The organism is Haploplasma axanthum (assembly GCF_900660745.1).
GTDB lineage: Bacteria > Bacillota_I > Bacilli_A > Acholeplasmatales > Acholeplasmataceae > Haploplasma > Haploplasma axanthum.
The window spans coordinates 1225815-1249815 of the sequence record NZ_LR215048.1; the positions used below are offsets into that span (position 1 = coordinate 1225815).

At 28.6% G+C, this 24001-nt stretch carries 22 protein-coding genes and 1 other RNA gene; 3 read left to right on the forward strand and 20 right to left on the reverse strand.

The genetic code is table 11. The features are described 5' to 3' along the window. Positions 1-77 precede the first annotated feature (77 nt). Complete coding sequence (locus EXC62_RS05715) at positions 78-2876, forward strand: cation-translocating P-type ATPase (protein ID WP_052590051.1); 2799 nt, start codon at positions 78-80, stop codon at positions 2874-2876. Between the two features lie 99 nt (positions 2877-2975). On the opposite strand, the gene rnpB is transcribed toward EXC62_RS05715, so the two are convergent. The 3 genes from rnpB to rpsO all read right to left on the reverse strand — a co-directional run bounded on the left by rnpB (position 2976) and on the right by rpsO (position 5854). Further along, an RNA gene (rnpB, locus tag EXC62_RS05720) (RNase P RNA component class B) lies at positions 2976-3312 on the reverse strand. A 19-nt stretch (positions 3313-3331) separates the two neighbouring features. Continuing rightward, on the reverse strand, positions 3332-5464 hold the full coding sequence (locus tag EXC62_RS05725; RefSeq protein WP_026391026.1) for a polyribonucleotide nucleotidyltransferase: 2133 nt from the start codon (positions 5462-5464) through the stop codon (positions 3332-3334). Between the two features lie 120 nt (positions 5465-5584). Continuing rightward, on the reverse strand, positions 5585-5854 hold the full coding sequence (gene rpsO, locus EXC62_RS05730) for a 30S ribosomal protein S15 (RefSeq protein WP_026391027.1): 270 nt from the start codon (positions 5852-5854) through the stop codon (positions 5585-5587). 229 nt (positions 5855-6083) lie between these two features. On the opposite strand from rpsO, the gene EXC62_RS05735 reads away from it, so the two are divergent. Then, complete coding sequence (locus EXC62_RS05735; RefSeq protein ID WP_026391054.1) at positions 6084-7469, forward strand: ISNCY family transposase; 1386 nt, start codon at positions 6084-6086, stop codon at positions 7467-7469. 43 nt (positions 7470-7512) lie between these two features. On the opposite strand, the gene EXC62_RS05740 is transcribed toward EXC62_RS05735, so the two are convergent. The 7 genes from EXC62_RS05740 to EXC62_RS05770 all read right to left on the reverse strand — a co-directional run bounded on the left by EXC62_RS05740 (position 7513) and on the right by EXC62_RS05770 (position 13486). Continuing rightward, positions 7513-7836 (reverse strand): cyclic-di-AMP receptor, encoded by a 324-nt coding sequence (locus EXC62_RS05740; RefSeq protein WP_026391057.1) that lies wholly within the window; start codon positions 7834-7836, stop codon positions 7513-7515. A gap of 27 nt (positions 7837-7863) precedes the next feature. Beyond that, entirely contained in the window at positions 7864-8766 is a 903-nt protein-coding gene (locus EXC62_RS05745) for a bifunctional riboflavin kinase/FAD synthetase (RefSeq protein ID WP_162140308.1), read from the reverse strand. 61 nt (positions 8767-8827) lie between these two features. Then, on the reverse strand, positions 8828-9676 hold the full coding sequence (truB, locus tag EXC62_RS05750) for a tRNA pseudouridine(55) synthase TruB (protein ID WP_026391058.1): 849 nt from the start codon (positions 9674-9676) through the stop codon (positions 8828-8830). A gap of 60 nt (positions 9677-9736) precedes the next feature. Further along, complete coding sequence (locus EXC62_RS05755; RefSeq protein WP_026391059.1) at positions 9737-10108, reverse strand: DUF1304 domain-containing protein; 372 nt, start codon at positions 10106-10108, stop codon at positions 9737-9739. Positions 10109-10116: 8 nt separating this feature from the next. Then, on the reverse strand, positions 10117-10728 hold the full coding sequence (locus EXC62_RS05760) for a nitroreductase family protein (protein ID WP_035375906.1): 612 nt from the start codon (positions 10726-10728) through the stop codon (positions 10117-10119). Positions 10729-10787: 59 nt separating this feature from the next. Next, positions 10788-11096 carry a thioredoxin gene (trxA, locus tag EXC62_RS05765; RefSeq protein WP_026391061.1) on the reverse strand — a complete coding sequence of 103 codons (309 nt, stop codon included), beginning with the start codon at positions 11094-11096 and terminating at the stop codon, positions 10788-10790. 71 nt (positions 11097-11167) lie between these two features. Next, positions 11168-13486, reverse strand: a complete 2319-nt coding sequence (locus EXC62_RS05770) for an endonuclease MutS2 (protein ID WP_026391062.1) — start codon at positions 13484-13486, stop codon at positions 11168-11170. A gap of 59 nt (positions 13487-13545) precedes the next feature. Here EXC62_RS05770 and rnhC point away from each other — a divergent pair, with 59 nt between their 5' ends. Then, positions 13546-14406, forward strand: coding sequence for a ribonuclease HIII (gene rnhC, locus EXC62_RS05775; protein WP_026391063.1), 861 nt, complete (start codon positions 13546-13548; stop codon positions 14404-14406). Here rnhC and EXC62_RS05780 read toward each other — a convergent pair. From EXC62_RS05780 to EXC62_RS05825, 10 genes are all read right to left on the reverse strand, one after another. Beyond that, positions 14390-15307, reverse strand: coding sequence for an RluA family pseudouridine synthase (locus EXC62_RS05780; RefSeq protein WP_026391064.1), 918 nt, complete (start codon positions 15305-15307; stop codon positions 14390-14392). The two genes, rnhC and EXC62_RS05780, sit on opposite strands and share 17 nt — an antisense overlap. Further along, positions 15273-15803, reverse strand: coding sequence for a signal peptidase II (locus EXC62_RS05785; protein ID WP_052590067.1), 531 nt, complete (start codon positions 15801-15803; stop codon positions 15273-15275). Before EXC62_RS05785 ends, EXC62_RS05780 begins: the two co-directional genes overlap by 35 nt. A gap of 9 nt (positions 15804-15812) precedes the next feature. After that, positions 15813-16187 carry a hypothetical protein gene (locus EXC62_RS05790; protein WP_026391065.1) on the reverse strand — a complete coding sequence of 125 codons (375 nt, stop codon included), beginning with the start codon at positions 16185-16187 and terminating at the stop codon, positions 15813-15815. Continuing rightward, positions 16187-17212 carry a S16 family serine protease gene (locus tag EXC62_RS05795; protein ID WP_026391066.1) on the reverse strand — a complete coding sequence of 342 codons (1026 nt, stop codon included), beginning with the start codon at positions 17210-17212 and terminating at the stop codon, positions 16187-16189. The genes EXC62_RS05790 and EXC62_RS05795 overlap by 1 nt, the downstream gene beginning before the upstream one ends. Continuing rightward, entirely contained in the window at positions 17193-17672 is a 480-nt protein-coding gene (locus tag EXC62_RS05800; protein WP_026391067.1) for a deoxycytidylate deaminase, read from the reverse strand. The genes EXC62_RS05795 and EXC62_RS05800 overlap by 20 nt, the downstream gene beginning before the upstream one ends. Beyond that, on the reverse strand, positions 17672-19378 hold the full coding sequence (aspS, locus tag EXC62_RS05805; protein WP_035375907.1) for an aspartate--tRNA ligase: 1707 nt from the start codon (positions 19376-19378) through the stop codon (positions 17672-17674). The genes EXC62_RS05800 and aspS overlap by 1 nt, the downstream gene beginning before the upstream one ends. Beyond that, on the reverse strand, positions 19375-20646 hold the full coding sequence (hisS, locus tag EXC62_RS05810) for a histidine--tRNA ligase (protein WP_162140309.1): 1272 nt from the start codon (positions 20644-20646) through the stop codon (positions 19375-19377). Before hisS ends, aspS begins: the two co-directional genes overlap by 4 nt. Continuing rightward, complete coding sequence (locus tag EXC62_RS05815) at positions 20630-21184, reverse strand: GNAT family N-acetyltransferase (RefSeq protein WP_026391069.1); 555 nt, start codon at positions 21182-21184, stop codon at positions 20630-20632. Before EXC62_RS05815 ends, hisS begins: the two co-directional genes overlap by 17 nt. 195 nt (positions 21185-21379) lie before the next feature. Beyond that, the gene (gene dtd, locus EXC62_RS05820) at positions 21380-21817 is read right to left on the reverse strand and encodes a D-aminoacyl-tRNA deacylase (protein WP_026391070.1); all 438 of its coding nucleotides are present in this window, start codon (positions 21815-21817) and stop codon (positions 21380-21382) included. Beyond that, positions 21814-23991, reverse strand: a complete 2178-nt coding sequence (locus EXC62_RS05825) for a RelA/SpoT family protein (RefSeq protein WP_162140310.1) — start codon at positions 23989-23991, stop codon at positions 21814-21816. Before EXC62_RS05825 ends, dtd begins: the two co-directional genes overlap by 4 nt. Positions 23992-24001: the final 10 nt, after the last annotated feature.

Sequence of the window (24001 nt, forward strand, 5' to 3'; positions counted from 1 at the left end):
AATATTGCTTGTAACGAGACCTTTATGACTTTTTTAAGTCTAGAGTCTTTTTTTTATAGAAAAAATTAGGAGGAAATATGAAAAAAGAATTAGATATAAAGAAATCTGATGAAAATTCATCAGAAAAAAATGTTGATTCTTCTTTTGATAAAGTTCTTTATCAAAGTAGTATCAAAGAGATTTCAGTAAAGGTTGGAGCAAATTTAGATAAAGGTCTAACAACTGATGAGGCTAAAATAAGATTAGAATCTAATGGGGCAAATAAACTTGATGACGTTAAAAAACGACACATCATCTTGAAATTTATTGACCAATTAAAAGATTTTATGATTATAATTTTATTTATAGCTGCAATTATTTCAATTGCAACAGAGGATTATGCTGAAGGTATCTTAATTATTGCAATTGTTGTTTTAAATGCTGTACTTGGTGTTTTACAAGAAGCCAAAGCTGAAAAAGCCTTAGAATCAATTCAAGCATTATCTTCTCCACAAATAATCGTTATTAGAGATGGTAAGGAACAACGAGTTGATGTTAAAGAACTTGTTATTGGAGATTTAGTTCTTCTTGAAGCTGGAGATTATGTCCCAGCAGATTTAAGAATTATTGAATCAGTTAACTTGAAAATTGATGAATCAGCATTAACTGGTGAAGCAGTTCCAGTTGAGAAAATTCATGAACCAATTAAGAAAGATAACGTACCTCTGGGTGATAGAACAAACTTGGCATTTATGAGTACAGTTGTTACTTATGGGCGTGGTACGGCAGTAGTTGTAAAAACTGGTATGGATACTGAAATTGGTAAGATTGCAAAACTTCTTGCTGAAACTGAAACAGAAGCCACTCCTTTACAAAAGAGTATTAACCAATTAGGAAAGACTTTAGCAATTATTGCACTAATTATTACAGGTATTATTTTTGCAATTGAAATTGTTGAGAGTTTAATTATAAATGGTAAAGTAACACCTGATAGTATCTTAGAATCATTTACGTTTGCGGTTGCACTTGCTGTTGCTGCAATTCCTGAAGGACTTCCTGCGATTATTACTGTTGTATTATCACTTGGAATGACTAACTTAGTTAAGCAAAATGCAATCATGCGTACTCTTCCATCTGTTGAAACTTTAGGTTCAACAAGCATTATTTGTTCTGATAAAACTGGAACATTAACTCAAAATGTGATGACAATCCAAAAACTTTATGTTGATGGAAAAATGGTTAATGCTGATGAATCACTTAAGTTAGATACTAATACTACTAAAGTAATTGAATATGGTGTTTTAGTTAATGACGTTAAGGTTAGACTTGAAGACAAAACAATTGTTAAATTTGGTGATCCAACAGAGATTGCTTTAATTGACTTAGGTATTAAATACAATATTGATCCAATTAAAACTAATAGTAAGTTCAAACGTATTTATGAATTACCTTTTGATTCAACTAGAAAACTTATGACTACTGTTAATGTTATTGATGGTAAAACTTATGCGATTGTTAAAGGTGCTCCAGATGTTGTTTTTGGTAGAAGTACTTCTTTTGTTGAAAATACTAATATCCAAAAATTTGATAAAAAAGCACATGAAAACTTTATGACTGCCAATAATAATATGGCTGATAATGCATTAAGAGTTTTAGCAATCGGTTATAAAGAATTAAAGAATAATGATGATTATTCAAAATACTCATTTGAAGATATTGAATCTGATTTAACACTTCTTGGTTTAGTTGGTATGATAGATCCTGAAAGACCAGAAGTTGCTGAAGCTGTTAAAGTATGTAAACAAGCAGGTATTACTACTGTTATGATTACAGGTGACCATAAAAATACTGCAGTTGCTATTGCGAAAAAAATCGGTATTCTTGGCAACAATGATTTAGCTATTACAGGTCATGAGCTTGATCAAATGAACGATGAAGAATTCTTAAAGAAATTAGAACAAATTAGAGTTTATGCTCGTGTTAGTCCTGAAAATAAAGTAAGAATCGTTAGAGCTTGGAGAAGCTTAGATAAAATTGTTGCAATGACTGGTGACGGTGTAAATGATGCTCCTTCAATTAAACAAGCTGATATTGGTATTGCTATGGGTATTACTGGTACTGAAGTTGCCAAAGGTGCAGCTGATATGATTCTAACAGATGATAACTTTGCAACAATCGTTAATGCAGTTGGTGAAGGTCGTGGAATTTTTGCTAATATTAAAAAAGCAATTCACTTCTTATTAAGTTGTAATATCGGTGAAATTGTTTCAATGTTCTTAGGGGTTGTCTTAGGTTATTTCTTATTTACAACTATTGATGGCGATCATGCAACAAAAGCATTACATATTTTAACTCCTGTTCAAATTTTATGGGTTAACTTAGTTACTGACTCCTTAATGGCTATTGCGCTTGGATTAGAACATCGTGAACCAGATATTATGTTATCTGCTCCAAGAGATCCAAACAAATCAATCTTTGCTGATGGTCTAGGTAAGAAAATTGCATTCCAAGGCTTAATGATTGGTCTTCTAACATTTGCAGCATTTATAATTGGTTGGTATTGGGGTGGAATGCCTGATAATTATACTGAAGCATCAAGAGATGCTAGTACAATGGCGTTCATGGTTCTGGCTTTATCACAGTTATTCCATGCATTTAATGCACGTAGTGAAAGACATTCAAACTTTAAACTTAAAGTTAATAAGAAACTATTCTATGCTTTCTTAGCAAGTTTCTCACTACAAATGATTGTTGTATTAACTCCTGCTACTAGAAAACTATTTGAAGTGTCATTTCCAACACTTGGACAATGGGGAGTAATTTTAGCTCTATCAATTGCACCATTAGTTATTGTAGAAACAATCAAACTTATTTCTCATAAAATACAAAAAAATTAATAATCGTATTAACTGACGTTAGATTAATCTAGCGTCTTTTTTTATTTGAATAGGTAAAAATAAAAAAGGAACATTTTCATGTTCCTTAATAATATCAATGTGCATAAGCCATATTCTGTTCTCTTAACGAGTGTGATCATTTATCTCTACAATGTAGCATATAACATAACTTCAGTTAGTTTGTTACACGTGCCCCTACCATAATTTGGGTTGCTATCTTGTGGGGTTTACCGCGTTTCAGCATATTATTTCTAATATGTTCGTCTCTGTGGCACTTTACAACCTATCTCATAACAAAAGTCTTAGAGAAATCAGTCGCCATCACCTTATGGTGCCCTAAGTTATTTGTTCCTTAGGCACAAACACTACATTCATCTCAGAATGTGATAGTATGGACTTTCCTAACTTACAAAAGTAAGCTCGATCACCTTCCATTGATATCTTTTATTATACCATTATTTATCTTCTAATGCATCTTTTCTTGATAAATCTACTCGACCTTTTTCATCAATTTTAATACATTTAACTAAAATTGCATCACCAACATTTACAACATCAGTAACTTCATTAACACGGTCTTTTGAAAGTTTTGAAATATGTACTAATCCTTCAGTACCAGCCCACAATTCAACAAACGCACCAAATTTTTCAACACGAACAACTTTTCCTTCATAGATTTTGCCTACTTCAGGAACTCTAACTATATTTAAAATAATGTTAGCAACACGATTAATAACTTCTGTTTCAGAATGCATAATAAATACTCTACCATCTTGTTCAATATCAATTTTAACATTGTTATTATCTTCGATAATTTGAGTAATAATTTTACCACCAGTTCCAATAACATCTCTAATTTTTTCAGGATCAATTTTAATTAATTTAACTTTTGGAGCATAAGGACTTAATTCACTTGAAACTTCAGCAATTGTTGAATGCATGTGATCTAGTAATTGGAATCTAGCAACTTTTGCTTGTTCTAAGGCTTCTTTAAATATTTCATTAGTTATACCATCAATCTTAATATCCATTTGAAGAGCTGTAATTCCTTCTCTTGAACCAGCAACTTTAAAGTCCATATCGCCTTCATGGTCTTCCATACCTTGAATATCAGTAAGAATTGTATAGTCTTTTCCTTCCATTACAAGACCCATTGCAATACCAGCAACTGGTGCTTTAATTGGAACCCCAGCATTCATAAGTGCCATTGTTGCAGCACAGATTGTTGCCTGACTACTAGATCCATTTGATTCAAGTATTTCTGATACAACACGAATAGTGTATGGGAATTCTTCTTCATTAGGTAAAATATTTTTAATCGCTTTTTCACCTAATGCTCCATGTCCAATTTCTCTTCTTCCTGGTGCACCATATCTACCTGTTTCACCAACACTGAATTGAGGGAAATTATAATGTAACATAAAACGTTTATTATCTTCATCTCTAATATCATCAATTATCTTACCTTCACCAAGTCCACCAAGAGTTACAACAGCTAAGGCTTGCGTTTGTCCACGTGTAAATAATGAAGATCCATGAGTTCTTTCTAATAAACCAACTCTTGATGCAAGTGGTCTAATTTCATCAGTTTTTCTACCATCAGGTCTTATTTTTTCTTTTGTAATTAATCTTCTTACTTCATTTTTAACAACTTTATTTAAAGTGGCTTCAACATGTCCTAAGAATTCTCTTTCTTTTTTATAGTCGTAAACACTAATATTATCAATTATTTTAAAGAATGGACGATCTTTAAAGTGTTCAAGAGTTTTCGCTTTGATTTCATCAATTTTTGCATATCTTTCTAATTTGTCAAATATTGAAACTGCATCAACAAGTGAAGTACCAATATAATCTAATACTTCTTTTTCAATGTCTTTATCTAAAGTAAATACATCATACTCTTTTTTAACTTTACCTAATTCTTTAGAAATAACATTTTGGAATTCATTTAATTCTTTAATAATGCTATGAGCATGGCTTAAAGCATTTAACATTAATTCTTCACTTACTTCTTTAGCTGAAGCTTCAACCATGTTTAATGCTTCAGTTGTTCCTGCAACAGTTAAATCAAGGATACTTGTTTCCATTTCTTCTTCAGTTGGATTAACAACAAATTCATTATTAATCATTCCAAGAGTTACACCACTAACTGGACCTTTAAATGGTAAATCAGATAATTGAAGTACTAGTGATGAACCAAGCAATGCAACCATTTCAGGTGGACATGTAGGATCACTAGATAAAACAGTATTAATGATTTGAACATCATTTTTAAATCCATCAGCAAACAATGGTCTAACTGGTCTATCAATTAAACGAGAAATTAGTGTTTCATGTTCAGTAGCTCTTCCTTCTCTTTTCAAAAATCCGCCAGGTATTTTACCAGCAGCATATAATTTTTCTTGGTATAAAACCATTAAAGGAAAAAAGTCACCATCAGTTGGTTCGTTTTTATTAACAACTACACTTAGAACAGATGTTCCACCATAATGTAATAAAGCAGAGGCATTAGTTTGTTTTGCAACTTCGCCAATTTCAACTTTTAGAGTTCTTCCCCCAAAATTTGTTTCAAAAGTCTTTAGACTCATATATAAAATCTCCTTCATTTTATATTTATATTTAAATATATATTTTTCCTTACTTATTTTACCACACTTTTACACTTAAAGATACATTGATAAAGAAAAAAGAGCCGAAGCTCTTTCTTTCTATCGACGTAATCCTAATTCAGCAATAATTGCTTGGTAACGACTAACATCTTTATTTCTTAAATAAGTTAATAAATTACGTCTTTGACCAACTTTCATGAAAAGACCTCTACGTGAGTGGTGATCTTTTTTATGAACTTCTAAGTGTCCATTTAATTGGTTGATTTCATAAGTTAAAATTGCAATTTGAACTTCTGGTGACCCAGTGTCTCCTTCATGTTTTGCAAATTTAGCAATGATTTCTTGTTTTACTTCTTTTGTTATAGCCATGTTTCTTTCTCCTTATCGCTCAACTAAAGAATGGGCGGCAAATCCCGATACCTTGTTGGCGTCTTATTTATTATAACATATTATTATTTTTTTTCAATAATTAAATCTTTAGAAATTGATCAACATGTGGTTATCTTATGATAATGTCTTAAGTAGTATCTTTTAATAATGTCCCAAACATTAGAAACTATAATACAATATTAAGTACTTAATATAATGGAGGTACTTAATGAGAAAGGTAGAACTAAAACCAATGGAACAAATGAAGTATGAAACAATAAAAAACTTAGTAACAAATAACGGTAATAAACTTAATGCTGCTAATAAACTAGGTATATCACTTAGACAAGTTAATAGATTAATTATCAAATATAATGAACAAGGTAAGGAAGGTTTTATTCATGGTAATAGAAAGAAGTCTCCTCACCTTATAATTAAAGTTGAAATCAAAAATAAAATTTTAAATTTATATAATAATAAATACTACAATTTCAACTTTAAACATTTTAAAGAAATGCTTCTGGAAAATGAGAAAATTAAAATATCATATAATTCTCTATACAATCTCTTAGATGAAAATCTTATTTTATCACCAAAAGCTGAAAGAATTACTAAGAGGAAATACCGTGATAGAATTCAAACAAAAATAGATTTAAACGAATCCTTATCTATTCAAGAAAAGAATCTTATCATTGATAATAACATTTTAGATCCTAAAGATAATCACGCAAGACTTCCAAGAAAAAAATATGGTGGCGAGTTATTACAAATGGACGCATCAGAACATTTATGGTTTGGAGATAAAAAAACTCATCTTCATGCAGCAATAGACGATGCTACAGGAATGTTAGTTGGTGCATATTTTGATCATCAAGAGACTCTAATTGGCTATTACAACGTTTTAAAGCAAACATTAGAGAATCATGGGATACCTAATGAGTTTCTAACTGACAGAAGAACAATCTTCGACTATAAATCATTAAAAAACCCTAAGCCCGAGTATAGTACATTAACACAATTTGGTTATGCCTGCGAGCAGCTGGGCATAACTTTAAATGTTACTTCTATTCCTCAAGCTAAGGGGCGAATTGAACGTTTATTTGGAACGTTACAATCCAGATTAATAAATGAGTTACGAATTAATAATATTAAGACCATCGTTCAAGCAAATGAGTTCCTACAATCATATCTTGATAAGTTTAATAAACAATTCTCTCTCATTAATGATAATATACCACAAGTTTACGAAAAGATTAATAGTGATACTGATTTAAACTTAATTTTAGCTGTTATATCTAGCCGTGTATTTGACCGTGGCTCTGCTTTAAAGTATCAAAACAAGTATTTCCAAGCCTATAATAAAAATGGTAACTTAATGAACTTTAAACATCGTACAAAAGCTATAGTTATCAAATCATTTGATAATAAATTATATTGTTTAATTAACAGTGATTACTATAAATTAATTGAATTAGAATCTCACGAAAGTCATTCTAAAGATTTCGATCTTGGTGTTGAAAAAGAAAAGAAAAAATACACTGTCCCTAATAGTCATCCATGGAAAAGTGATTCTTATAATCGGATGATAGAAAGAGCAATGTATAAATCACGTTAATGATCTTATTTTTTTAGGACATTTTCAAAAGATATTGACATAATTAAATCTTTAGAAATTGATCAACATTAACAACAAATACTGTTGCTCCTCCAACTTCAACTTCTAATGGTAAAGATGAAAATGATCCAAATTCATTTACAATAGTATTTGGAACAAGTTTTGTTCTTTTCTTACTATATTTTTCAATAACATCTAATGCATCTTGTACTTTCTCATCATTAACACCAATTAAGAAAGTTGCATTTCCCGCCTTTAAAAATGTACCTGCAGTAGTTAATTTAGTTGCAAAGAATCTATTCTCAACTAAACCTTTTTGTACTTTGTTTGCATCATCTTTATTAACAATTGCAATAATTAATTTCATTTTTAATCACCTCATATGTATATTTTATCATATTTTTATTGATTTAATAAGATTTCTAGAAATAATTTCATCATTATGCATTTCATCAATCAATTCTTCTTTTGAATTAAACTTCATTTCATCTCTAATTCTCTCAACAAAAGACACTCTAACAATCTTATCATATATTATTTTATCATAGTCTAGTATATATACTTCCATTTTTCTAGTTTTACTATAATTAACTGTTGGATTATTTCCAATATTACAAATTCCAAAATGCATTTTACTATCAATAAAAAATTTTACTAAATAAACTCCATTTTTAGGAAGAAAACTATCTTTATATTGAATATTAGCTGTAGGAAAGCCCAATGTTTTTCCTACTTTATTGCCATGCTCTACGTAGCCATCAATAAAATATTCATAACCAAGTAATTCATTTGCACTATGTAGTTCACCTTTTAAGAGCAATTCTTTAATCATTGAAGTTGATATTCTATGATTACTACCAATAACATCATCAACTACTACTACATCAAAATGGACTTTTAAATCATTAATTGTTCCACTTCCGTTTTTAGCAAATCTTGCATCTCTTCCAATTACCATTCTTACTACACCTAAATCTTTTAAGTTTTGAATAAACTCATCAATACTCAAAGATGCAAAATCATGATTAAAATCTGCAATAAACAAATAATCAATATTTTCTTCTTTTAATAATTCAATTTTATTTTCAATACTCAATAAGGTTTGAAACCCATCTCTTCCAAATAAAACTTGTGGGTGGGGATCAAGTGTCAATGCACCACTCTTAGTATCCTTATAACTTTTAACAATATTAAAAAGCTTTTGATGACCCAAATGAACACCATCAAAATTTCCAATAGTTAATGTGAGCGGTCCGACATTATTCCAATTAGTTGTACTTAATTTAATTATTTCCATCATCATTTATCATATTTAAATAAAGATTAAATATGTCCTTTCTTAATCTATTCCATCCACTTTAAAAAATTATAAGTGGCTTATAAGTATTATTTTCAATACATTCATATAAAGCGATTAAATTATTTGCCTCATCATAAACTAAAAATGGGGAATCAGTTATTATCTGTCTTTCATCGAGATAAATTCCATTTTTTACTAATTTAATCATATAATCATTCAAGATTAATTTATTTGCATCTTTATAGATTGTTGGAATATCAATAATATTTTCTTTTGTTAATAAATCTAAATCAACTGCATCATTTATAGAATACTTAGCTATTTTAATTCTTTTTAATTCTTTCAATGCTCCAAAAGTTCCTAAACTACTTGCAATATCAACAGCCAAACTTCTAATATATGTTCCTTTTGAAACATGTGTAATAAATTCAAATTCATTCTTCACCTTAGTATCACTAAAATTTAGACTATAGATTGATACTTCTCGTTTTTCAACTTCAATATCAATCCCACTTCTTGCATATTCATAAAGTTTTTTTCCATCTTTTTTTATTGCTGAATAAATAGGTGGTGCTTGTAAATAAGTTTTAGTAAAATCTTTTTCTATACTTTTTATTTCTTGATAACTTATAACTTTATCATCACTACTAATTATATTTCCAGTAACATCGTATGTATCATAGTGATTATTAAGTTTAAGAATCCCTTCATATACTTTATCAGCATTAATAAAATTATTTACAAGTTTTGTAGCTTTTCCAACACATAGAATCAATAGACCTTCAGCGAATGGATCTAATGTACCTGTATGTCCTATTTTATTGGTTTTTAAAATTTTTTTTGCAGTTCTAATAACATCGTAAGATGTTATACCTTTCGGTTTATTGACTAATATTATTCCATCCATGAAATCACCTTTTATATTATATCATAGATACGATAGTTTAAATAATTTACCAGCAGTAATTTATTTAAAAATGATTAACATTATTAATGCTAAGATTGCTGGAAAACCTTGGACAACAAGAATTTTTTTAGATGATGTTAAAGCACCAAACACTGCAGCAACAATAACACAACTAACAAAAAATATGCCTGAGATAAATCGAAAATCATAAGGAAATAAAAATGCAGACAAAACTAACCCTACAGCTAAAAATCCATTATACAAACCTTGATTTGCAAACATAACTTTAACTTTTTTATTTTTTAAAAACTCATCACTTAAACCAAAACTTCTTTTTGCTGCTTTTGATGTAATTGCAAACATTTCTAAATATAGAATATAAAAATGTTCAAGAGCAACAATCATAATAAACACTATTGATATTATTGACATATTTTCACCTATATCCATTTAGAGAACTTTTCAGCTTCTAATCTAACAGAATCATAACCTGTTTCAATTGCTTTACCAATCGAAACTATTAAAACTGGAACATATCGATTAGAATCATATCCTAAAGCATCTGCAATTTTATCTTCTTCAAATCCACCAATTGGACATGTATCATATCCATACTCTTTAGCAACTAACATTAATTGCATTGCAAATAAACTAGCATCAATTTTTACAACATCATTCATTTTTTGTCTTGTAAAGTTTTTATAATATGGAACAATCGTTGCTAACTGTCTTTCACTTACTTCTTTATCCATTTTACCTTCATTAACAGCTTTATTATATATTTCATCTGCATATTCATAACATTTCATATCGCCAAATATTACTAACATTGCTGCTGAAGTATCATTTTGTCTAGTATTAAATCTTATTAAAGGTCTAAGAAGTTCTTTTCCTTCTTTTGACTCTACAATTGCTACTCTCCATGGTTGCATATTTACTGAAGATGGTGCTTTAGCAGCCTCATTTAAAATTTCTTTCATTTCATCTTTATTTATTTTAATTTTATCATCATATACTCTAATTGATTTACGTTTAATTTCTTTAAAATCCATTTTAATTTCTCCTTATTTTTTATCTAATAAAAGAAAAACCCTTATTAGGGTTTTTGAAATTACTTATTTGCTTTAATCCAAGTTTCCATTAGGTGTTTAGGTTTAAAACCTGCTTCTCTAACTTTTTCTTTTCCATCCTTATAAACTACAACAGTTGGAATTGATTGTATACCAGCAGAAACTGCTAAATCACGGTAACTTTCAATATTAACTCTATAGAATGTAACATCTGTAATCTCTTTACTTAATTCCTCTAATACTGGTTTTAACATTTGACATGGTCCACACCAATCAGCGTAGTATTGAATTAAAACTGGTTTTCCTGAACCTACTAATTCATCAATAGGTTGTCCTTGATATTCATGCATCTATATTCACCCTTTCATATAAGTATGTACTAATTATAATTTAATCTTTATTTTTATTCAAGAAGTATGCCCTATTTTAGTGTTATAACTGTAACACCATTTAGTCCTTCTCCCTCTTGTCCATAACGGTGTGAGGCAATTAACTTTGATTTTGCAATATAATCATAAACTGCTTTTCTAACTGCACCTGTTCCAAATCCATGAATAATTGTTAATGAATGAAGATTTGATATTAAGGCTTTATCAATTGCTTTATCAAGTTCATCATGAACATCTTCAAATCTGAAACCACGTAAATCAACTCTCATTGATGAACTGGTTGATACATCATGTTTGTTTTGATTTTTATTAACTTTTTTGATTTCTTTTTTTTCTACTTTTTTCTTTGAATCAAACATTTCTAAATCACTTAGTTTAAATTCTAAATCAAAAATTCCAAATTTCACACGGTATTTATTATCTTTCTTTTCTTTAACTATTCCATATTGCTGATAAGACTTTATGTAAACTTGATCACCAACATTAAAAGTTTTAGTTTTATCATATGAAATATCTTTATGTGGTTTTTCACTAATTTTACCTTTCAAGTCAGCAATATGATGTTCTTTAACATTTTTATTATTTTCAATTTCTTCAATTAATAATTGAACTTCAATTTCTTTTTCTTGCCATTTTTCTAATTCTTTTTTACGAATTTGATCAATAACTGTATTTTGTTCATCAATTAGTTTTTTACGGGTTAACTCTAAATTATCTTTTTCAAAATTATATTTTCCTTCTAAATCACTTAATCTTTTTCTTTCTATTTCTAATTGTTTCTTTTCTTCATTTAATTTCCCAATTATTTTAGAAAGATCAGTTTCTTTTCTAGCATATAAATAATTTGCTTTTTCAATTACTGAATCATTCATACCTAATCTTTTAGCAATCAATCTTGCATGTGAATCACCACTAATTCCATGTTGTAAGTAATATAATGGTTTTAAACTATCTTTATCAAATGCTACGCTAGCAGTTAAAATCCCTTCAGATTCATAAGCATATGTTTTTAATTCAGAGTAATGTGATGTAACAACAAGTCTAATATCTTTTTTATTAAACTCTTCAATTATAGCTATTGCAAGTGCAACACCTTCAATAGGATCAGTACCACTTCCAAGTTCATCTAATAAGATTAAACTATTATCAGTCAAAGTATTTAAAAATTTTATAACTCTAGCAATATGTGATGAGAATGTTGACAAAGAATTTATAATTGATTGCTCATCGCCAATATCGGCAAATATATTATCAAATACTGCAATTTCACTTTCTTCATTTACTGGTATTAAAATTCCAGATTGTAGCATAATTGTAAGTAAACCAATAGTCTTTAATGCGACTGTCTTACCACCAGTGTTTGGACCAGTTATTAGTAATATATTGTTATTTTTATCAAGTTCTAAACTTATTGGTACTGCAATCTTTTGATCTAATAAAGGATGTTTCCCATTAATAAGTTTAATTCTTCCTTGATTATTTAGTCTTGGTAAAATACCATTTGTTGCTAGTGAATATTTAGCTTTAGCATGAATTAGGTCCAACTCAATGAACTTACTGAAATTTTCTTTTAAAGATTCAAAATTCTTATTTACATCTTGGGTTATTATAGTTAATATTTTAGTAATCTCTTTTTCTTCTAAAATCTTATTCAATTCAATTTCAGCAGTAATATGTAAACTTAATTCAGGTTCAATAAAAACAGTTTGGCGCGATGATGAAACATCATGAATTACTCCTTTAACTTTATTCTTTGAACCTTCTTTTACTGCTAAACAATAACGACCATTTCTTGTTACAATTATATTTTCAGATAAATAGTCTTGATAAGTATTTAGTAGTTTTTGAAGTTTAGTTTCTAAATCTAATTGAAGCTTTTTGATTAATGTTCTTAATCTTTTTAATTCTTTTGATGCATCATCAAAAATTTCACCATAATCAGTAAACGTTTGATTCAAAATACTCAATAATCTTAAGTGATCATTAAACTTTATTTTTTCAGTAACGTACTCTAATTTAAACTCTTTTGAAATTAAAAAGTAATTAGTAATATTTTGTTCCATTATTAAATACAAGCGTAAGTATAGTAATTCTTCTAATGAATAAACACGTTCTAAAATATTATCATTACTTAAGATATTATTATCAAAATTTTCTAGAAAAGGGATTGTTCCAAATCTCGCAACAATTTTTAGTATTTCATTTGTTTCATTAGTTATTTTATTTATTTTAAAAAGATTAGTTTCTGGTAACATTTCTTCTATTCTATTCTTAGTTATTTCGCTATATGCGTATTTTTGAACTTGAGTTTTTATAGCATCAAATTCAAGTGTCTTGGTTGAAAAGCTCATGCTTCCACCCCATTTCATCATTTTTGTGGTATAATAATTATATACTAAGGAGTAACGATATGAAATACTTTACACTAGTTTTAACCGAAAATGAATTACAACAACTTAAGAATGCTTACAAAAACCATCTTCGTGACTTGAATATTGAACACGTTTCTTTTAGCGCTGTTCATAATAATGTTGAAATAATAGGTTATAACTCCGGTAAACTTATGCTACGTGGTGAAGATATTTCGAAAGAAATAAAACTTGTTAAGAAAATCTTAAATAGAAAAGATTATGAAGCAATTGGCTCTGATGAAGTTGGCACTGGTGATGTGTTCGGTCCAATTACTGTTTGTGCTGCTTATGTAAGTATCTCTGATATTGAGTTTTTAGAATCTTTAAATGTTCGTGATTCAAAATCAGTTACTGACAAATATATTATTGAGAACGCTCCAATGATAGCTAAGAAATTAACACACAGCTTAATAATTTTGAGCCCAGAAAAATATAATAAATTGATTGATGAAGGTTATAACTTAAATAAGATTAAGGCTCATCTTCATAATCAAGCTCTTATTTCTCTAATGGCAAAATTAGAAAGTAAAAATGAAATCCCTGTTATTGTTGATCAGTTTTGTCAGCCACAACTTTATTTCAACTATTTAAAAGATGAAATGCTAGTTTATAGAGATATTACGTTTATTACAAAAGCTGAGAATGTGCATTTATCAGTTGCAGCAGCAGCAATTATTGCTAGATATGCATTTTTATATTCACTTCAAAAATACGGCAAGAAAATTGGTATTTCTCTTGTAAAAGGAGCATCTAAAAATGCAGATATCCAAATTAATGAAATACATCAAAAATTTGGACAACAAACATTATTTAAATTAGTAAAAAAGAATTTTAAGAATGTTACTAAACTAAATCTTTAATTACATCTTTAAAGTATAAGGGCAATTCTGTCTCAAAGGACATTTGCTCTTTTTTTATTGGATGCATAAAACTAATTTTATATGCATGTAAGAATTGACCACTCTTCCCAAATGCTTTTTTAGGTCCATATGTTTGGTCACCTAGTATTGGATGGCCTATTTTTGACATATGAACACGAATTTGATGAGTTCTTCCCGTTTCTAGTTCAACATCAACTAAAGAGTGATTTAAGTATTGTTCTAAAACTTTAAAATGTGTAACAGCATTTCTTCCACCTTCAAGTGCTGCCATTTTTATTCTGTTGCTTGGATCACGTTTTATTGGCATATTGATTGTTCCAGTTGAATTTTCGAAAGTTCCATAAACAATAGCATAATATCCTCTAACAACTTTATGTTTACTAATATCTTTAGCTAATTCTTTGTGCGCCTCATCTGATTTAGCAACTATCATTAATCCACTTGTATCTTTATCTAATCTATGAACTATTCCAGGTCTATTTTTCCCATTAATTGTACTTAATTTATCTACTTGATAAACTAATCCATTAATAAGTGTAACACCTTTGTATGAACTAGCCGGATGTACAACTAAATCCTTTGGCTTATTAACAACTAATAAATCATCATCCTCGTAGATAATATCAAGATTTAAATTAACTTTTTCAATCGAATCATCAATAACTGGTGCAACTTCTATTTCAGTCATTAATATTTCATCATTTTCTCTTAATATATATCCAGTTTTGACTTTTTCGTTATTAACTAAGACATCACTTGATTTAATCATTGTTTGAATTTTATTACGGCTTAAATCCGGAAATTTATTTAATAAGACAATATCTAATCTCAAACCAATATCTTCATTATTCAGTTGTAATTTCTTCAATGTTTTTTCCATTTTCTTTTTCTCTTTTTCCTTCTAAAAACAGTATATCAATAATAAATAATACAATAGCAACATTCATATAAACATCCGCTACATTAAATATAAATGGTGCAATACCAACTTTACTTAAAATATTATTTAAAATTGGCATATTAATCATATCAACTACTCCACCATCTCTAAAAAGTCTATCAATTGCATTTCCAAATGTTCCAGCAATTAACAAAACAACTGAGAGTGAATATACTCTTTTTTTCTTAAAATCTATATGTGTAAATAAGTATCCAAAGATACATAAAGCAACAATTGTTATTATTGCAAACAATGATTGTTTTCCATTTAACATTCCAAATGATGCACCTCTATTAATAATATAATGGAACTCAAAAACATTTGGAATTATTATTTTCATATAAGATTCATTTCCACCTGAAGCTAAAATGCTTACTAGTTTTATGATTTGATCAAATCCAATTAATCCAAAGATCAATAAATAACCTAATAACATACTAACCTCCTACAATAAACTCATAACAACAGCAGTAAATATCACAAGAATACTAGCTGTTAAAATGGAGTCAAATATAATAAGCAATTTAAAATTCATTTGTTCTAGTCTTTCATAATATGTTCTAATAACTTTAATATAAATAAACTGATACGTAAATGAAAAACAAATAACTAAAATAAATATTATAATTTTTAATAAAATAATTAATGAATCAAAGATAAATAGATTATAAACTAATAACACAGGTATTAAATAAATAACTAAATTAATAGCAATTGACCATATAGTCGCTAGTAAAACATCTTTTGTCGTTGTTGTTGAATCCATTTTAGTTTTTAGAGTTTTATATTCACTCATTAAATAAGATAATTTTTTAATCATTATTTATTACCTCTTACATTAATAACTTTCGTAATTACATCTTCAAAACTTGAGACAGTAACAACTTCAACATTTGTTTGTTTAGATACTTGTTCTTTGATTTCATTATATTGGCTTTCAGGAACTATAAATAAATCGACTTTAGCTTTTTTTATAGTAATAAACTTTTGTGGCAACCCACCAATTTTACCAACAGTTGAATTTGAATCCATTTCAATTGTTCCTGTTCCTGCAATTTTTAGATTATCAAACTTTATATCTAAAAGTGAAGTATAGATTGCAAGTGTTTGAATCATCCCACCACTTGGGCCACCTACATTTCCTTGATCCTTAGTTCCATTATAGGATGGTGTCGCACTATTAATTTTATAATTTGGATAAAATTGAATTCTCTGATTATTTTTAACATTTATCTTAATCTCTTCTTTATTTCTTAAAACATTAAAACTATAGTCTTTATTTGTATCTATCACTGTTAAGTAGTTTTCATTTAAGATTTCAAGATTATTTAAAAAACTTATATAATCATTATTATTAAATTTACTATCATTAATCCCAATAATTAAATCACCAATTTTTAAATCCGGATTATTTGTTCCATAAACACTTAGACCTTCTAAACTATAATCAATTGTAACATTTGAATTAACTTTATTAGCATAAGTATAAGCTGTTATAATTGCATTATTATTAGAACTATCATGAGAAATCTTACCACGTAATGATAATTCATTGCGTGATAGACTCTTTTCATATTCACTTTCAGTAAAAAAATCATAGTTTTTATTATCTTCAATTAGCCATTTTTGAAAAATAGATATTTTTTGCCAACTATAAACAGCAACAGTATTTATATCATTTTCAAATTCTTTTCCTTCAATCTTATATACATTAGCAGTCTTCATTACTTCTCCAGGTGTTATTGCACTATATCCACTTGGAGCAATCAGCATAAAGACAATATATACGTATGCAAAACTAAAAATTATAATCCATTTCTTATATTTATTTAGGATTTTTAACATAAATAATCTCTCCAAACTCCATTTGGCGGTATTTAACACCTGCTGCATCTAACATTTTTAAAGCAGCTTTATGTGACTCAGTATTTTTATACTTGTTTGATGCATAAACAATTTCTTTAATTCCACTTTGAATTATTAATTTTGTACATTCATGACATGGAAATAATGTTACATAAACTGTTGAACCTGAAACAGTAGTTCGTGCATTTAAGATAGCATTTGCTTCTGCATGAACAACATACGCATATTTAGTATCAACAACTCCACCTTCTTTTTCCCAAGGAAATGTATCATCACTTGCTCCTCTTGGGAAACCATTGTATCCAATACTAATAATTCGTTTTTCATCATTAACAATACATGCACCAACTTGTGTATTTGGATCTTTACTTCTTTGAGCAGATAAACTTGCTACTCCCATAAAATATTCTTCCCAAGATAGATACTCGCTTCGCTTCATTATTTAGATACCTTAATACTTAATTCAACCAATTGTTCTTCTTCAACAAAATTTGGAGCCTCCATCATTAAGTCTCTCGCATTTTGTGTTTTAGGGAATGCAATAACATCTCTAATATTATCAGTCTTAGTCATAAGCATTACAAGTCTATCAAGACCTAATGCTATACCTCCATGAGGTGGAGTTCCGTATTGTAATGCATTTACAAAGAATCCAAATCTTTGTTTAATTTCTTCATCTGTAAATCCTAATGTTTTAAACATTAAATCTTGCATCTCTTTATTATGAATTCTAATTGATCCACCACCAAGTTCATAGCCATTTAAAACAACGTCATATGCACGTGCTAAAGCATTTTTAGGGTCATTTCTTAAAGCATCAATACTGTTTGGTGCTGTAAATGGATGATGCATAGCAAAGAATCTTTTCGCTTCTTCGTCATATTCTAATAATGGCCAATTAATAACCCATAAGAAGTTAAATTTATTTGAATCAATCAAATTAAGATCTCTTGCTACTTGGTTTCTTAATGCACCTAAACTATTTGAAACATTGCTGAAATCACCTGGAACTAAAAAGAGAATTTCATTTTCTTTCAATCCTAAACTTAATAACTCTTCACTAGTCAAATTTTTCACAATGCTACCGGCAAATTCACCATCTTGTAGTTTAATAAATGCTAGTGCTTTACCATGATTTTTCTTAACTAAGTGAGTTAGTTCATCTATTTTTTTGCGTGTATAATATTTTGCATCATTTGCACTAATACCAGCAATGTATTCTTCATTTTCAAATAATGGAACATTAGTTTCACTAAATGTTTTAGTATAGTCTTTAATTAGCATTTCAAATCTTGTATCAGGTTTGTCAGAACCATAGAATTTAATTGCATCGCTATATTCCATTCTTTCAAATGGAACTTTAATATCTAAATCTAAAACTTTTTTAAAAGTATTTTTTAAAAGTTTTTCAATTAATGTTTGAATTTCAACTTCACTTAAAAATGATGCTTCAATATCTATTTGTGAAAATTCAGGTTGTCTATCTGCTCTTAAATCTTCGTCTCTAAAACATTTAGTAAATTGGAAGTATTTTTCAAATCCTGCAACCATAAATAATTGTTTATACATTTGAGGTGATTGTGGTAATGCATAAAATTGCCCTTCATGTATTCTTGATGGAACTAAATAGTCTCTAGCTCCTTCAGGTGTTGAACGACCAAGAATTGGAGTTTCTAATTCATAAAATCCTTCTTTAACTAAAACTTCTCTTGCTGCTTGAATAATTTCATGACGTTTCAATAAATAACTTTGCACCTTTGGTCTTCTAAGATCTAGATAACGATATTTTAATCTTGTTTCTTCTAAAATATTTTCATCATCACTAATAATGATTGGTGGTTGACTTGCTGTATTTAAAATATTTAATTCAGATACTAAAACTTCAATATCACCAGTTGATATATTCTTATTTTTACTTTGACGTTCAATAACTTTTCCTTTAACTTCAATAACATATTCATTTTTTAATTTGTTTGCTTCTGCAAATAATGTATCTGGGAATGTTAATTGTGTTATTCCAAATCTATCTCTTAAGTCAACAAACATCAAACTCCCTAAATTACGTGCTTTTGCAACCCATCCGTTTAAAACTACATTTTCGCCAACATTTTTAATTGTCAATTCATGATTATAATGTGTTCTCATTTTAAATTCTCCAATTCATTTTTAATTGTTTCATATATTTTTTGATTTTCAACAGTAACTTGTTTTTCAGTTTTAGTATTTTTAATTGTGACAGTATTATTTTTAACTTCATCTTCACCAACAATGACAAGTACTTTAGCATTTTTATTAATTGCTTTTTTTAATTGTGCTTTAAAAGATTTATTATCAAATTCAATATCAACGGTTAAACCTTTATTTCTAAGTCCATTTAATATTTTTGTACCATATATTTTTTCATTTTCACCAAAAGTTATTACAAATACATCTAAATTATCTTCTTCATTTGGAAGAACATTTTCATATTCTAAAGCCAGCAATAGTCTTTCCATTCCAAATGCTACACCAATTGCACTAGTTTTTGGTCCTCCTAGTTCAGAAACTAAATTTTCATACCTACCGCCACCACCAAGAACATTTTGAGCACCAAAACCTTCAATTTGTGCTTTAACTTCAAAGACGATTTCACTATAATAATCTAGACCTCTCACTAAGGTATTATTAACCTGATAAACTATATTAAATGCTTCTAAATATTTTATTACATCTTCAAAATATTTCTTAGATTCATCACTTAAATAATCAATCGGTTTAGGAGCATTTTTAACTATCTCTTGATCTTTACTATCTTTACTATCTAAAATCCTTAAAGGATTTTTAATTAATCTTTCTTTTGAATCAAATGATAATTCTTCCTTGAATGGCGTTAGATAGTTAATTAATGCTTCTTGATACTTCATTCTTGAATCAACATCACCAATTGAATTCAATTCAATAACAACATTCTTTAATCCTAAACTTGAGATAAAGTCACTTGACATCGCGATAACTTCTGCATCTAAAAGAGGACTCTTTGAACCAATCGCTTCAATACCAAATTGCATAAACTGTCTATAACGACCTTTTTGAGGACGCTCATATCTAAACATTGCTTCAATGTAGTATGCTTTAATTAAATCATTTTGAGCATATAACTTATTTTCAACATATGATCTAATTACACCAGCTGTTCCTTCTGGTCTAAGTGTTACTTCACGATTCCCTTTATCAATAAAATTATACGTTTCTTTAGTAACCATATCAGATAATTCTGTTTCTCTATGAATTACACCACTATATTCCATTATTGGTGTTCTAATTTCTTTAAAATTATATTTTTTTGTTATTTCTCGAATTTTTTGTTCTAAATATTGCCATTTATATGATTCATTCGGAAGTACATCATAAGTACCTTTAACTTTGTTTATCATTATAGTAATCTCCTTTATCCATTTCATAGTACATTACGTCTACATGTTCATTTTTTTGTTGTAAAAAATAATTATAAATTGTGTATTTATATTTAAAGTTGTTCTTTTCAATTACTCTTTTTGAGCCCAAATTACTAACCATATGTGAAATGCCAATAACATCGAATCTTAATTCCTCAAATCCTATTTTGACTATCTCCTTAAGGGCTAATGTCATTATTCCTTTTCCCCAATATTTTGGATTCATAAAGTATCCAATTTCAGGTGGATCAGTTTCATTATCAAGTAAATAGTCAATGACTCCTATTACCTTTTTATTCTGCTTATCAACAATTACAAAACTAGCTGGTAAACCTTGTTTTATTTTAGCAAGATAAAATTTTTTTATAACCATTTTTGTTTCCTTAACATTTGTATGACTATTCCATGTTAAGTATTTAGTTACCTCATTATTCTTTGAAAAATCATATAGTTCTTTTGCATCACGAACTTTAACTTTTCTTAAATAATAATCCTCATTTAATACATATTTTTTCATATGTTCCTCCTAAAATAAAAAAACGTCCCTAAAAAATCTAAGGACGTAAAATACGCGGTACCACCTTAGTTCTGAAATTCTTTCAGCCCTCTAAATCATAATTGTCTCCAAAGGTGTCACAGTTGTTTCCAACATCCTAATTCACAGACTATTTATTTATATTAATATTTTATATTAAACAAGATACTTTGTCAATTATAAGTTTTCAAGAATGATTGTTACTGGACCATCATTTACAGATTCAACTTGCATATCAGCTCCAAAAACACCAGTTTCAACATTAAACGAATTCTTTAAAGTATCAATGAATAACTCATATAACGGAATAGCAACTTCAGGTCGTGCAGCTTCAATAAATGAAGGTCTATTACCTTTTTTAGCATCACCATACAAAGTAAACTGTGAGACTATTAGAAAATCGCCATTAACACTTTTAATATCTTTATTCATCTTACCATCTTCATCTTCAAAAACACGTAAATTAGATATCTTATTAACATATTTAAAAACATCATTTTTTGTATCATTAATATGAATTCCTAAATATACTAAAAAACCTTTTTCAATCGAACCAACAATTTCATTATTAATTTTTACATTTGCTTTTTTAACTCTTTGAATAACTAATTTCATCGATAATCACGTTCCACACTGTATACATCACTTATCTTTTTAATATTCACAATTAGTTTTTCTAATTGTGGTAAGTTTTCTACTAATATTTTTAATCTAACTGTTGTCTCTAGACTTTGTGTTGCTTGCGAGTTCATTTCAGCAACTGGGACATTAGATGCATTAATTGCTGTTACGACACTAAACAAGAAATTTGGTGTGCTTCTTCCAACAATTTTCAATAATGCTGGAAACTTACGATCAATTTTTTCTGCCCAATATACTTCAATTTTACGGCTTAAATCTAGGCTACTGTTATTAGGACAATTTGTCGTATGAACTACTAATCCGCCTTGTTTTGAAACATATCCCATAATTTCATCGCCAGGAATAGGTAAGCAACAATTTGCAAGTTTAATTTGAGGATTAGTTAATCCCTCAACGATAACGCCTGTTTCACTGGTTGCTTTTAAGTTTCTAGTTGCTTTCTCCATTTGCTTATGTAAATAGAAATCTTTATCAATTTCTTGACCAGTTAACTTAGCAGCAATTGTTTTCGCACTAATATTATTTTTAGCAATTTCGATATATAAATCATCAACACTTTTAATTGCTTGCTTACTAAAATTCTTTTTAACAAACTCATCATTAAAATCAGTAACAAGTTTTTGAGTACTTAATTCACGCTCTAAAATATCTTTTCCTTGTAATAATAGCGTATCTGCATTTCGTTTATTCAAGAATGCTTTAATCTTATGTCTTGCATGATTTGACTTTGCAATTTTAAGCCATGAATCACTTGGACCAAATGAATTCTTACTTGTTCTAACTGTGATAATGTCTCCGGTTTTTAATTCATAATCCAGTGTAACAATTTTATTATTTACACTAGCCCCAACCATTTTATTTCCCACATCACTATGAATTCGATATGCAAAATCGATTGGAGTTGCACCTTTGGGAAGTTCAATTACTTCACCTTTAGGAGTAAAAACATAAACATTTGCTCCTAAAATATCACCTTTAACACTTTCAACAAACTCTTTACTTCCAACTGTTGAATCATCAACATCTTCACTCATCTTTAATAATTCGCCATACCATTTGAATTTCTGTGCAATTTCAAATTGTTCTTTTTCCTTAGAATAAACTTTGTTTTCTTTATATGCCCAGTGTGCAGCAACCCCCATTTCAGCAACTTCATCCATTTGTTTAGTACGAATTTGGACTTCAAATAAAGTTCCATCATTTGATAAAACTGTTGTATGAAGTGACTGATAAAGGTTTGGTTTTGGTACAGCTATGTAATCTTTAAAACGTCGTGGAATTGGTGTAAAATTAGCATGAATGATTCCTAATGCTTGGTAACATTCTTCAACTTTATCAACGATAACTCTAATTGCTAATAAATCATAAATATCTTCAAATGAACGTTCATTAACATACATCTTTTTATAGATACTAAAAATATTTTTAATTCTTCCCTTTATTTCATATGAATGAAGACCATTCTCTGCAAATAGTTCATTAATATTTTCGATAATATTTTCAATATTTTTTTCACGTTCATCTTTTTTACTTTGAATTAATCTAGAAACTTCAAAATATCTATTTGGTTCAGTATATTTAAGTGAACGATCTTCTAATTCTGCTTTAATAACGAATAACCCTAGTTTATGGGCAATTGGTGCATATATCTCTAAAGTTTCTTGTGCAATTCTTACTTGTCTATCACTTGGCATCGACTCAAGCGTTCTAATATTATGTAATCTATCAGCAATCTTTATAAGAATAACGCGAATATCTTTCGCCATAGCAATCAACATTTTTTGATGATTATCGGCTTGAGATGGTTCTGTAATGAATGCTAATTTAGAAAGTTTTGTCACACCATCTACTAATGTAGCAATATCTTCACCAAAAAGTTTTGTTAAATCATCAAATGTAACTTCAGTATCTTCAACTACATCATGTAATAATGCAGCTGCTAAAGTATTAGGTCCAGCACCTAAGTGTGCAAGAATGATTGCTACTGCTACAGGATGTGTAATATATGGTTCACCAGATCTACGCATTTGTCCTTGATGTTTTTCACGTGAAAAAAGATAAGCCCTATATATTAGTTCAATATCTTCTTCTAAATGAATGTAGTTGTTAAAAACATCATATAATGATTGAAAAAGTGAATCATACATAAACTAAAAA